This window comes from Kitasatospora sp. NPDC002965 (assembly GCF_040611255.1).
Taxonomy (GTDB): Bacteria; Actinomycetota; Actinomycetes; order Streptomycetales; family Streptomycetaceae; genus Kitasatospora.
Map to the genome: position 1 here is coordinate 6041 of NZ_JBEXNT010000051.1, position 12339 is coordinate 18379.

10 protein-coding genes and 1 pseudogene are annotated in these 12339 nt (G+C 73.6%); 2 read left to right on the forward strand and 9 right to left on the reverse strand.

The annotated features are described in order from the left end of the window. From ABZY91_RS20595 to ABZY91_RS20620, 6 genes and pseudogenes are all read right to left on the reverse strand, one after another. Positions 1–556: pseudogene (locus ABZY91_RS20595) on the reverse strand (hypothetical protein); the annotation flags it as partial. A 285-nt stretch (positions 557–841) separates the two neighbouring features. Further along, a complete protein-coding gene (mltG, locus tag ABZY91_RS20600; RefSeq protein ID WP_355404221.1) occupies positions 842–2083 on the reverse strand; it encodes an endolytic transglycosylase MltG in 1242 nt (413 codons plus the stop codon). Positions 2084–2190: 107 nt separating this feature from the next. After that, positions 2191–2676, reverse strand: a complete 486-nt coding sequence (ruvX, locus tag ABZY91_RS20605; protein ID WP_355404223.1) for a Holliday junction resolvase RuvX — start codon at positions 2674–2676, stop codon at positions 2191–2193. Continuing rightward, positions 2676–5345, reverse strand: a complete 2670-nt coding sequence (gene alaS / locus ABZY91_RS20610) for an alanine--tRNA ligase (protein WP_329882239.1) — start codon at positions 5343–5345, stop codon at positions 2676–2678. Before alaS ends, ruvX begins: the two co-directional genes overlap by 1 nt. Continuing rightward, a complete protein-coding gene (locus ABZY91_RS20615; RefSeq protein WP_329882240.1) occupies positions 5345–5785 on the reverse strand; it encodes a DUF6167 family protein in 441 nt (146 codons plus the stop codon). Before ABZY91_RS20615 ends, alaS begins: the two co-directional genes overlap by 1 nt. A gap of 4 nt (positions 5786–5789) precedes the next feature. Next, positions 5790–6266, reverse strand: a complete 477-nt coding sequence (locus tag ABZY91_RS20620; RefSeq protein ID WP_329882241.1) for a DUF948 domain-containing protein — start codon at positions 6264–6266, stop codon at positions 5790–5792. Between the two features lie 229 nt (positions 6267–6495). Here ABZY91_RS20620 and ABZY91_RS20625 point away from each other — a divergent pair, with 229 nt between their 5' ends. Continuing rightward, positions 6496–8688 (forward strand): AAA family ATPase, encoded by a 2193-nt coding sequence (locus ABZY91_RS20625; RefSeq protein WP_355404226.1) that lies wholly within the window; start codon positions 6496–6498, stop codon positions 8686–8688. Positions 8689–8867: 179 nt separating this feature from the next. Next, positions 8868–9161: a tetratricopeptide repeat protein gene (locus ABZY91_RS20630; protein ID WP_329882373.1), complete on the forward strand. Its 294-nt coding sequence runs from the start codon at positions 8868–8870 to the stop codon at positions 9159–9161. A gap of 108 nt (positions 9162–9269) precedes the next feature. Here ABZY91_RS20630 and rpsD read toward each other — a convergent pair whose 3' ends face one another. From rpsD to ABZY91_RS20645, 3 genes are all read right to left on the reverse strand, one after another. Beyond that, entirely contained in the window at positions 9270–9884 is a 615-nt protein-coding gene (rpsD, locus tag ABZY91_RS20635; protein ID WP_063346792.1) for a 30S ribosomal protein S4, read from the reverse strand. Between the two features lie 315 nt (positions 9885–10199). Next, positions 10200–11549 (reverse strand): replication-associated recombination protein A, encoded by a 1350-nt coding sequence (locus ABZY91_RS20640; protein ID WP_329882243.1) that lies wholly within the window; start codon positions 11547–11549, stop codon positions 10200–10202. Positions 11550–11648: 99 nt separating this feature from the next. Next, positions 11649–12269, reverse strand: coding sequence for a hypothetical protein (locus ABZY91_RS20645; RefSeq protein ID WP_355404228.1), 621 nt, complete (start codon positions 12267–12269; stop codon positions 11649–11651). Positions 12270–12339 lie beyond the last annotated feature (70 nt).

Below are 12339 nucleotides of genomic sequence, written 5' to 3' on the forward strand. Positions count from 1 at the left end.
GCGGCGTGCCCTGCGGCATCTGCTGCTGCGGGTAGCCCTGCTGGCCGCCGGCGAACTGCTGCTGGCCCTGCCCCTGCGGCGGGTAGCCCTGCTGCTGACCCTGCTGCGGGTAGCCCTGCTGGCCCGCACCGGACTGCATCTGCTGCTGCGGGTACCCCTGTTGCGGCGTGCCCTGCGGCATCTGCTGCTGCGGGTAGCCCTGCTGGCCGCCGGCGAACTGCTGCTGGCCCTGCCCCTGCGGCGGGTAGCCCTGCTGCTGGCCCTGCTGCGGGTAGCCCTGCTGCTGATTCTGCTGCGGGTAGCCCTGCTGCTGGTGCCCCTGCTGCTGACCCTGCTGGGGGTAACCCTGCTGCCCCATGCCCTGCTGGCCCGTGCCGGGCTGCATCTGCTGCTGCGGGTACCCCTGTTCACCGCCGCCGTACTGCGCCTGCTGGGAGTGCTGCTGCCACTGCCCGTCCTGCTGGCCGGGGACCGGCTGCTGACCGCCGTACCCGGGATCGTCCGGATTCCACGGCTCGGAGCCCTGGGGGCCGTAGCCCCGACCCAGATCGGTCATTGATCCCCTTATACCGACGGAGACGACCGGAGGATCGGCCCGGCCGTCCGGGACGGTGTCCCGGCTGATTCTCGAACCGGCGTGCTAGCGCAACACCTGGACGGAGACGCTACCGTACCGCAGACCGTCTCCCGGCCGAGCCGTCGGCCGTCGAAGGGGCCCTCCGTACGCGGCCGGTGGACCTCGGGGGAACGACCGCCGCGCCGGTCCGGCGGACCTTCACCGGACCGGCGCCGCACCACCCCCGAACCGTCACCTCACCCTCGCGGGGCAGGGACGACACCGTCAGTGCCCAGCCTCCCCGGACGGCGCCGACGCACCGGCCGACGCCGAGGAGGACTCGGACGCCGTGGCCGTCGGGCTCGCCGACACCCGGGTGGCGTTGAACTCCGCCACGTTCTTCTGCTGCACCTCGAAGCTGTCGGTGAACCGGGTGTCCCCGGGCTTCACCGTGACGAAGTAGAGCCAGTCCCCCGCCGTCGGGTCGACCGCCGCCATGATCGCCTGCCGCCCCGGGTTGGAGATCGGCGTCGGCGGCAGCCCGGCGTGCCGGTAGGTGTTGTACGGCGAGTCGAGCCGGGTGTCCGTGACGCTGGTGTTCAGCGTCGACCGCCCGAGCGCGTAGTTGATCGTCGAGTCCAGCTGGAGCGGCATGTTCTTCGCCAGCCGGTTGTAGATGACCCGGGCGACCTTGCCCATGTCCTCGGCGTTGTCGGCCTCGCCCTGGATCATGCTGGCGATGGTCACCAGCCCGTACAGGCTCTGGCCGAGGTTCTGCGCGACGACCTCCGCGTCGTCCCGGGCGAACTCCTTGCCGGCCCGCTCGACCATCTGCTGGAGCAGGTCGACCGCGTCGGTGCCCTCGGTGACGCTGTACGTCGCGGGGAAGAGGTACCCCTCGGGGCTGCCGTTGGTGAACTCCGGCAGGCCCAGTTCGGCGGCCTGCTCCTGCGCGGCCTTCTCGGTGCTGCCCTCGGGCAGCTGGAGCTTCCGGTCGATCGCCGCGTAGATCTGGCTGCCGCGCCACCCCTCGGGGATGGTCAGGCCGTTGGCGTTGGCCGGGTCGACCAGCACGGCGAGCGCGGCAGCCGCCGACATCTTCTGCCGGAGCGTGTAGGTGCCGGGCTGGATGCGCCCGGCGGCGGCGGCGCTGCCCTTGGCCGCCCGGGTGAAGGCGGTCGAGCTGGCGACGACGCCGTTGCGCACCAGCGCCGAGGCGATCTGGCTCAGCCCGGCGCCCTCCGGCACCGAGACCTGGACGGAGCCGGATCCCGCGCCCGCGTAGTCCGCGGCGACCGACGGTTTGCGCTGCCCCTGGATCCAGCTGAACCCGGCCAGCCCGGCACCGCCGAACACCGCGATCAGCGAGAGCGCGGTCAGCAGGCAGGCCAGCCCGTTGCGCCGGCGGTGCGGGTCCGGCGCGTCAGGTCTCGGGCGGGGCGCGCCCGGCGGGCGGCCCTCCGGTTCGAGCACCGGCGCACCGAGGTGGCCGGGGGTGAGTCCGGGCGTGAAGTCCAGGTCGGTCACTGCGCCCCCTCGGCGGGCCCGCGCGGAAAGCGCACGACGGCAACGGCAGAGGGGCCCGTGCGGACGCGTCCGCACGGGCCCCTCACCGGGACGTTAGACCAGGGCGGTCAGCCGTCCGCCTCGACGCTCTCACCGGGCGGGCGTCCGCTCACCCGTTCGGACTCAAGGGCGGTCTGCAGGATCACCACGGCGGCGGCCTGGTCGACCACCGAGCGGCCCTTCTTGGCCTTGACCCCGGAGGCGCGCAGCCCGTGGGTCGCGGTGACGGTGGACATCCGCTCGTCGACCAGCCGGACCGGTACCGGCCAGAGCCGGTTGGCCAGCCGGGCCGCGTAGCCCCGGACCTTCTCCGCCGCCGGACCCTCCTTGCCGCTGAGCGAGCGCGGCAGTCCGACGATCACCTCGACCGCTTCGTACTCCTCGACGATCGCGGCGATCCTGGCCTGCGACTTCGCCCCGGCCGGGACGGTCTCGACCGGCGTGGCGAGCACCCCGTCGGGGTCGCAGGACGCGACCCCGATCCGGGCGTCCCCGACGTCGACGGCGATCCGCCGCCCGCGCCGGAAGGGCCGCTCCTCGACCTGCTCGTCCATCAGGAGGCGCGCTCCGCGACCAGGCCGCGCACGGCGGCGATGGCCGCGTCGACCGCGGCCGGGTCGGTGCCGCCGCCCTGGGCGACGTCGTCCTTGCCGCCACCGCCGCCACCGAGGGTCTTGGCCGCGGTGCGGACCAGCTCGCCGGCCTTGATGCCGCGCCCGCGGGCGTCCTCGTTGGTGGCGATCACGGTCAGCGGGCGGCCGTTCGCCACGGTGAACGCGGCGACCACGGCCGGGCGCGAGCCCAGCCGGCCGCGCACGTCCAGGACCAGCTTGCGCAGCTCGTCCGCGCCGGTGCCGTCGCCGATCCTGGCGGCCACCACGGCGATGCCGCGCACGTCCTCGGCCGAGTCGGCGAGGCCCGCGGCAGCCGCGAGCACCTTCTCGGCGCGGAAGCGGTCGATCTCCTTCTCGGCGTCCTTGAGCTTGGCGAGCATGCCGGAGATCTTCTCCGGCAGCTCCTCCGGGCGGCCCTTGACCAGCTCGGTGAGCTGGGCGACCACGGTGTGCTCACGGGCCAGGAAGCGGTACGCGTCGGCGCCGACCAGCGCCTCGACGCGGCGCACGCCGGAGCCGATCGAGGACTCGCCGAGCAGCTTCACCAGGCCCAGCTGGGCGGTGTTGCCGACGTGCGTGCCGCCGCACAGCTCCTTGGAGAAGTCGCCGATGGTGACGACCCGGACCTCGTCGCCGTACTTCTCGCCGAACATGGCGATGGCGCCGGCCTTGCGGGCCTGGTCCATCGTCATGACCTCGGCGGTGACCTCCAGCTCGCGGGTCAGCACGTCGTTGATCTTCTGCTCGACGTCGACCAGCACGCTGCCGGGCACGGCGGCGGGCGAGCCGAAGTCGAAGCGGAAGCGGCCCGGCGCGTTCTCCGAACCGGCCTGGGCGGCCGTCGGGCCGAGCGCGTCGCGCAGCGCCTGGTGGGTCAGGTGGGTGGCCGAGTGGGCGCGGGCGATGGCCCGGCGGCGCTCGACGTCGATCGTGGCGTACGCGGCGGAGCCGAGCACGACCTCACCGAACAGCACGCCGCCTGAGTGCACGACCACGCCCGGGACGGGCTGCTGCACGTCACGGATCTCGACGACCGCGCCGGAGTCCAGCCGGATCCGGCCGTGGTCGGCGAGCTGGCCGCCGCCCTCGGCGTAGAACGGGGTGCGGTCGAGGATGATCTCGACCTCGTCGCCCTCGGACGCGGCCGGCGACGGCACGCCGTCCACCAGCAGGCCGACCACGGTGGCCTCGCCCTCGGTGCGCGTGTAGCCGGTGAAGATGCTGGCACCGGAGCTGTCGGCGACCTCGCGGTAGGCGGCGACGTCGGCGTGGCCCATCTTCTTGGCCCTGGCGTCCGCCTTGGCGCGGTCCCGCTGCTCCTGCATCAGGCGGCGGAAGCCGCTCTCGTCGACCTGGAGGCCCTGCTCCTCGGCCATCTCCAGGGTGAGGTCGATCGGGAAGCCGTAGGTGTCGTGCAGCTTGAAGGCCTGGTCGCCGGAGAGCACCGCGCCGCCGGCCTGCTTGGTCTCGGTGACCGCGGCGTCCAGCAGGCTGGTGCCGGCCTTCAGGGTCTGCAGGAAGGCCGCCTCCTCGCCGACGACGACCGTCTCGATGCGCTTGCGGTCGGCCTCCAGCTCCGGGTACTGCGGGGCCATCGCCTTGATGGCGACGTCGGTGAGGTCCTTGGCGACCACACCGGTGGCGCCCAGCAGCCGCATGTTGCGGATGGCGCGGCGCAGGATGCGGCGCAGCACGTAGCCGCGGCCCTCGTTGCCGGGGGTGACGCCGTCACCGATCAGCATCAGGGCGGTGCGGATGTGGTCGGTGACCACGCGCAGCGAGACGTCCGAGCGGCGGTCCGCCCCGTAGGTGTGGCCGGTCAGCTCGGCCGCCCGGTCCAGGATCATCCGGCTGGTGTCGATCTCGAAGAGGTTGTCGACGCCCTGGAGGATGGCGGCGAGGCGCTCCAGGCCGAGGCCGGTGTCGATGTTCTTGCTCGGCAGGTCGCCGAGGATCTCGAAACCGTCCTTGCCGTCGCCGTGGCCGCGCTCGTACTGCATGAAGACCAGGTTCCAGATCTCCAGGTAGCGCTCGCCGTTGACGGCCGGGCCGCCCTCCTCGCCGTACGCGGGGCCGCGGTCGTAGTTGATCTCCGAACACGGGCCGCACGGGCCGGGGACGCCCATCGACCAGAAGTTGTCCTTCATGCCGAGCCGCTGGATGCGCTCGGACGGGACGCCGATGACGTCACGCCAGATCTGCTCGGCCTCGTCGTCGTCCTGGTAGACGGTGATCCAGAGCTTCTCCTTCTCCAGGCCGTAGCCGCCGTCCGCGACGGAGCCGGTGAGCAGCTCCCACGCGAACTTGATGGCGCCTTCCTTGAAGTAGTCGCCGAAGGAGAAGTTGCCGCACATCTGGAAGAAGGAGCCGTGCCGGGTGGTCTTCCCGACCTCCTCGATGTCCAGGGTGCGGACGCACTTCTGCACGCTGGTCGCGCGCGAGAACTGCGGCTTGACCTCGCCCAGGAAGTACGGCTTGAACGGCACCATGCCGGCGTTGACCAGCAGCAGGGTGGGGTCGTCGGCGACCAGGGACGCCGACGGAACGACGGTGTGGCCGCGCTCCTCGAAGAAGCGCAGCCAGCGGCGGCGGATCTCTGCCGACTCCATTAGTGGTCCTTCCGGTCAGTACCGCCCCGCGGCGGAAGCGCACGTCGGGGCGTCTTTTCGATGGCTTGGGGGGTGGTGCGGGCACCGTCGGACGGTGCGCGGGCGCTGCTGGACGGAGGCAGGGCGGCGGCCGGGCTGCCGGGCGCCGCCGAGATAGCTCGGTACTGGGGCTCGCCGCGCAGGACGCGGCGGTGACGGGGCTCCACGACGGCGGTGCCGTCCAGTCCGAGGTCCTCGCGCAGCTGCTCCTCGCGCTCGGCCATCCCGGCCTTCACGTCCAGCGCGAACCGCTTGGCCGCGTCGCCCAGGTTCAGCGCGCCGCGCGCGGCGGTGCCGGAGAGGCTGTCCGGGGTGAGCCGGTGGACCGCCTCGTTGGCCTTGTTCATGGCCCAGACGGTGGCACCGGCGCCGACCGCCATCCAGAAGATGCGTCGCACCATGCCGTCAGCTCCTCACCGCACGCCGGACCCTCGCGAGCAGGCCGCTCTTGGGGACGGTCGCGGCGCGCACCTCGGCCCGGATCAGCCGGGCCAGCTCCTCGCGCTCGGACGGCTGGGTGGGCAGGACCGGTCCGCCCTGCTGCTTGGCGACGGCCTTGCGCACGCCGTAGCTGAAGGCGGCGACCTTGACGAGCGGCCCGCCCAGGGTGGCCGCGACGGTGGAGGAGAGCGCGTTGGCGTTGGCGGCGGCGTCCTGCACGTTGGCGGTGATCTCGTCCACCCGCTCCAGCTGCTCGTTGGCGCTGCGCACGGCCGCTCCGGCGTCGGTCAGCAGCGGCACGGCCTGCTCGGTGACGGCGGAGACCAGGACGGTGGCCTCCTTGAGCACCCGCGAGAGCCGGACCAGGACGACCGCGAGCAGGGTGACCAGGACCGCCCAGAACACGGCGACGAGCAGACCGGCCAGCTCTCCCACGGACACTTCGACGCGCTCCCTCGCCTTGCGGTTCTCCAGGGGAACCCTATCGCGACCACGCCCGGTTTCCGGACCGGGTTGCCGGGACGGGACCGCCCGGCGATCCGGTCGGGTGTGCGATCCGCGCGCGTAACCTACCCGCCGGTCACCTCGTTCTGCCAGGCAGGCCGCCATCCACGCGGCCCGACGGACGCCCGGACCGCAGGCCCGGGCCGGGACACACGGGGAGCAGCGCTTGGACGGGGAATCCACACCGCGGCCCGGGGCGACCGCACCGGGGCGGCTGCCGGCGGAGGTCACCAGCTTCGTCGGCCGGCAGCCGGAGCTGACCGAACTCGCCCGGCTGCTGGCCGGGCAGCGGCTGGTGACGGTGACCGGCCCGGGCGGGGTCGGCAAGAGCCGGCTGGCGCTCCGCGCGGCGGCCCGGGCGGGCGGGGCGTTCCCGGACGGCACCTGGCTGGTCGAGGTCGCGCCCGTCCAGGACCGGCAGTTGCTCGGGCACGCCGTCCTGGAGGCGCTGCGGCTGACGGACGGCACCGCACGGTCGCCGCTGGACGTGCTGACCGAGCAGCTGGCCGGCCGCCGGCTGCTGCTGGTGCTGGACGGCTGCGAGCACCTGGCGGAGGCCTGTGCGGAGCTCGTCCGGGCGCTGCTGCGGGCGCTGCCCGGCCTGCGGGTGCTGACCACGAGCCGGGTGGCGCTGCGGACGGCCGGCGAGCACCTGCTGACCCTGGCGCCGCTGCCGGTCGGCCCGGTGCACCCGGGGGCGCTGCCGGACGCGGTGCGGTTGTTCGAGGACCGGGCCCGGGCGGTGGTGCCGTCCTTCGAGGTCACGGCCGAGAGCGCGGAGACGATCGCCCAGCTCTGCCGGCGGCTGGACGGCATCCCGCTGGCGGTGGAGCTGGCCGCCGGACGGCTGCGGACGCTGTCGGTGGCGCAGATCGGCGCCCGGCTGGACGACCGGTTCCGGCTGCTGACCGGGGGCGACCGGACGGCGCTCGCGCGCCATCAGACCTTACGCACGACGATCGGCTGGAGTCACGAGCTCTGCACGGTGCAGGAACGTTTACTCTGGGCCCGCCTCTCCGTCTTCGCCGGCGGTTTCGACCTGGACGCCGCCGAGTACGTCTGCGCCGGCGGCGGCGTCGATCCGGACGAGCTGCTCGACCTGCTGACCGAGCTGGTCGCCAAGTCCGTGGTGCTCCGCGAGGACTGCGCCTTCGGTGTCCGGTTCCGGCTCCTGGACACCGTCCGCGAGTACGGGCTGCAGTGGCTGCGCGCGGCCGGCGAGGAGCAGCGGCTGCTGCGCCGGCACCGCGACTGGTACCTGGGCGTGGCCACCTGGGGCGAGGTCGAGTGGTTCGGCCCCCGACAGGCGGAGACCGCCGAACGCACCGAGCTGGCGCACGCCAACCTGCGGGCCGCGCTGGAGTTCTGCCTGGCCGAGCCCGGGGAGGAGCAGCTCGCGCTGCTGCTGGCCGGCACCCTCTGGTTCTACTGGGTCGGCTGCGGCCACCTCGGCGAGGGGCGGCACTGGCTGGACCGGGCGCTGGCGCTGGACCCGGAACCGACCGAGGCCCGGGCCAAGGCGCTCTGGGTCACCGGCTACACGGCCACCCTCCAGGGGGACCTGGTCGCCGCCCGCCCCGCGCTGGAGCAGTGCCGCCGGCAGGCGCTGGCCACCGGGGACGACCGGGCGCTCGCCTACGCCGTGCACCGGCAGGGCTGCGCGGCGCTGATCGGCGACGAGCCGGTCCGCGCGGCCGAGCTGTTCGAGGAGGCGCTCTGGCACTACCGGACCATCGGCGAGCTGAACAGCAACGTGCTGATGGCGATGTTCGAGCTGGGCATCGCCTACCTCTTCCAGGGCGACCGCGAGAGCGGCGAGCTCTGGCTGGCGCAGGTCCGCGAGCTGTGCGAGGACCACGGCGAGCAGTGGGCGTACGCGTACGCGCTCTACGCCCTCGCGTACTCGCACTGGCTGAACGGCGAGGTGCGGCCGGCCCGGGCCCTGGCCCGCGAGAGCGTCCGGCTCAACCACCTGTTCAACGACCTGCTGGGGATCGTGCTGGCGATCGACCTGCTGGCGCTGCTGGAGACGGAGCCGGGCGGCCCGGGCGAGCCCGGCGACCTGCGGGAGGCCCGGGTGCTGCAGGGCGCGGCGCACCGGATCTGGCAGACGGTGGGCAAGCCCTTCTTCGGCTCGCGGACCTTCAACGGTCCGCACAGGGCCTGCGAGGAGCGGGCCGGCGCGGGGCTGACCGAGCAGGAGTTCACCGACTTCTTCGCCAGCGGCGCCCGGCTGGACCTGGACGCGGCCGTGCGCCGGGCCCTCGGCGGCGGGCGTCCGGAGGGCCCGGGGCCGAGCCCGGGGCCGGGCCCCGGGCCGATGCCGCCGACGCCGCGGCCGTCACCGGTCTGGCGCTGAGCCCGCGGCGGCCGGGACGGCGGGGGCCCGCACCGCCGCCGGGCCGGGCGGCGCCGTCGGCCGCGGGCGAGGATCCGGGCGGGAATAGTTGAATCCTGTCCATTGCTGGAGCGGCCAGAGACACCCGTCCCGTACGGAAGGAGCACCCCGTGGCCACCCACACCGCCGACGACTACCGCATGGCGACGTTCTACTTCGACTCCAAGGCGTACACGGACGCCGCCCGGATGCTGGAGGACGTGCTGGCCGAGGAGCCGGCCAACCTCTCGGTCCGGCTGCTCCTGGCCCGCAGCTACTTCCACTCCGCCCAGCTGTCCCGGGCCGAGGCCGAGCTGCGCCGGGTGCTCGACGCGAACCCCGCCGAGGACTACGCCCGGCTGATGCTCGGGCGCACCCTGGAGCGCCAGAACCGCGCCGAGGAGGCCCGCCCGCACCTGCGGCTCGTCGCCGCGATGACCGGCGAGGAGTACTGAACCGGTCCGGGTGACGCACCGCCCCCGGGGCACCGGAAAAGGGGCGAGCCCCCGTCGCCACGAAGGCGACGGGGGCTCGCTGGGTACGACAGGCGTACCGCTCGCGGGTCAGCGCGAGTAGTACTCGACCACCAGCTGCTCGTCACAGATCACCGGGACCTCCTTGCGCTGCGGCGCACGGTCCAGGCGGAAGGCCAGGGCCTTCAGGTTGACCTCGAGGTACTTCGGGGTCTGGCCCTCACCCGCGTAGCCACCCTCACGGGCGACCTGGAACGGGACCTTCTCCTTGCTGCGCTCGCGGACGGTGACCACGAAGCCCGGCTTCATCTGGTACGACGGCTTGTTGACCTTGCCGCCGTTGACCTCGATGTGGCCGTGGACGACCATCTGGCGGGCCTGGTAGATGGTGCGGGCGATGCCCGAACGCAGCACCAGCGAGTCCAGACGGGTCTCCAGCTCGGCGACGAGCGCCTCACCGGTCTTGCCCTCGGCCTTCTTCGCGCGGTCGAACGCGCGCGCCATCTGCTTCTCGCTCAGGTCGTACTGGGCGCGCAGACGCTGCTTCTCCAGCAGACGGACCTTGTAGTCCGAGTTCTGCTTGCGGCCACGGCCGTGCTGGCCGGGCGGGTACGGGCGGGCCTCGAAGTACTTGACGGACTTCGGGGTCAGCGGCACGCCGAGCGCACGCGCGATCTTGACCTTGGGACGCTTCTGGTTCGCCATGAACCAAACCTTCCTTGCTTCCGACTACGGCTTCACCAGGTGTTGACGGAGGTCGCTCGTCGCGACCCGGAGACAACCCCACCGCCCTGAAGGCAGTGCGATCAGCCGCTCTCCGGAGCCGGGCACGGAAGTGCTTGCACACGAGTGGCCCACCACAGTGCTCTGGTGGGCTGCACGCGACACCGAAACGGTGCGCGACGCTCCTGGGCCCTCCGAGGAGGGCCGTGGCCGGTGTCCCGCTGGTGCGGCCGGTCGGTCAGGGTCTCCCCTGCCGCCGTCCCGGGACATGGCACTTCGCACGAGTATACCCGGGGATCACTCTCCCCTGAGCCGCCCCCTGGTCCACTCCACGACGTCCGCGTACCGGGCCTCGCCGCCGCGCCGGGTCGGCCGGTAGTACTCCTTGCCGTGCACCGCGTCCGGCGCGTACTGCTGCGTCGCGATGCCCTCCGGCAGGTCGTGCGGGTACTGGTACCCCTGGCCGTGCCCCAGCTTGCCGGCGCCGCCGTAGTGCGCGTCCCGCAGGTGCGGCGGGACGGACCCGGCCATCCCCTGCCGGACGTCCGCCAGCGCCGCGTCGATCGCCAGGTAGGCGGCGTTGGACTTGGGCGCCAGCGCCAGCGCGATCGCCGCCTGGGAGAGGATGATCCGCGCCTCCGGGAACCCGATCAGGGCCACCGCCTGGGCCGCCGCCACCGCCGTCTGGAGCGCCGTCGGGTCGGCGAGGCCGACGTCCTCGCTCGCCGAGATCATCAGCCGGCGGGCGATGAACCGCGGGTCCTCCCCCGCCTCGATCATCCGGGCCAGGTAGTGCAGCGTGGCGTCCACGTCGCTGCCCCGGATCGACTTGATCAGCGCGCTGGCCACGTCGTAGTGCTGGTCGCCGTCCCGGTCGTACCGGACGGCGGCCTGGTTGACGGCGGTCTCGGTGGTGGCCAGCGTGATCGCGGCCTCCTCCTTCTCCAGCGCCGCCCCGGCCGCGGCCTCCAGCGTCGTGAGCGCCTTCCGGGCGTCCCCGCCGGCCAGCCGGACCAGGTGGTCCTCCGCCTCGGCGGTCAGCTCCACCGCGCCCGCCAGCCCGCGCTCGTCGGCCACCGCGCGGTGCAGCAGGGCCCGGACGTCGTCGTCGGTCAGCGACTCCAGGGTGAGCAGCAGCGAGCGGGAGAGCAGCGGGGAGATCACCGAGAAGTACGGGTTCTCGGTGGTCGCGGCGATCAGGGTGACCCAGCGGTTCTCCACGGCGGGCAGCAGCGAGTCCTGCTGGGCCTTGGAGAAGCGGTGGATCTCGTCCAGGAAGAGCACCGTCTCCCGGCCGGTCATGCCGACGGCGCGGCGGGCGCCGTCGATGACCGCGCGGACCTCCTTCACCCCGGCGGTGATCGCGGACAGCTCGACGAAGCGGCCCTCGACGGCCTGGCTGATCACGTGCGCCAGCGTGGTCTTGCCGGTGCCGGGCGGGCCCCAGAGGATCACCGAGCTGGTCGCGGCCGGGCCGCGCGAGCCGGAGACCAGGCGGCGCAGCGGCGAGCCGGGCTTCAGCAGCTGCCGCTGGCCGGCCACCTCGTCGAGGGTGCGCGGGCGCATCCGCACGGCGAGCGGGGCCCGGCCGGGCTCCTTGGCCTGGCGTTCCTCGGCGGCGGCGGTGAAGAGGTCCGGTTCGTCCACACCGGAAGCCTATGCGAGCCCGCCGACAGCCCGGCCCGCCCGCCGCCCGCGGGCGCCCCGGCCACGACCACGGCGTACGACCACGGCCACGGCGTACGACTACGGCGACGACTGCTTCGGCAGGTCGAGCAGGATCACCTCGAACTCCTCCAGCGAGCGCAGCCTCACCCCGCCGCCGGCCACCGCCCGGGCCCGGGCCTCCGCGACCGCGCCGCGGGAGGCCACCAGCGCGGCCCGGTCCGCGAAGAGCCCGCCCACCGAACCACGCTCGTCCTCGACGGCGAACAGCATGGAGCCGCCGAGGAACCCGTCGATCCGCTGCATCGCGGGCAGCGCCCGCTCGCGGAAGGCGGCGGCGATCCGGTCGCCCTGCGCCCGGTCGAAGTCGAACCGGGCCAGCCGGAACCAGGCCCCCGGACCGGCCTGCACGGGCCGGGCGGCGACCACCGCCTGCCAGAGGTCCGTGGTCACCGTCCCGGCGAACGGCCCCAGCAGTTCGGCCCGCCGTCCGCGCAGCCGCTCGTCGCTCTCGCGTTCCGCCCGGGCGCTCTCCCACCAGGAGCCCATGGTGAGGATGCCGAGCTCCCGGTCGGCGAAGAGCCCGAAGCCGCGGTAGCCGGGCTGCGGGGCGAGCAGCCCGACGGCCTCGGCGCGGAGGCCGTCGAGGGTCCGGTCCAGTGCGGCCGGGTCGCCGGTGGCGTAGACCGTGCGAACGAACATGGGCGGGTCTCCTGACCTCCGGCGGGCGCCGTGCCGGCCGCCCGCGCCTTCCCGAGCACGTCCATCGCAC

Coding starts and splice junctions, on each gene's coding strand:
- ruvX (WP_355404223.1), bottom strand. CDS start 2,676: ATGGACGAGCAGGTCGAGGAGCGGCCCTTCCGGCGCGGGCGGCGGATC.
- alaS (WP_329882239.1), bottom strand. CDS start 5,345: ATGGAGTCGGCAGAGATCCGCCGCCGCTGGCTGCGCTTCTTCGAGGAG.
- ABZY91_RS20615 (WP_329882240.1), bottom strand. CDS start 5,785: ATGGTGCGACGCATCTTCTGGATGGCGGTCGGCGCCGGTGCCACCGTC.
- ABZY91_RS20630 (WP_329882373.1), top strand. CDS start 8,868: ATGGCGACGTTCTACTTCGACTCCAAGGCGTACACGGACGCCGCCCGG.
- rpsD (WP_063346792.1), bottom strand. CDS start 9,884: ATGGCGAACCAGAAGCGTCCCAAGGTCAAGATCGCGCGTGCGCTCGGC.
- ABZY91_RS20645 (WP_355404228.1), bottom strand. CDS start 12,269: ATGTTCGTTCGCACGGTCTACGCCACCGGCGACCCGGCCGCACTGGAC.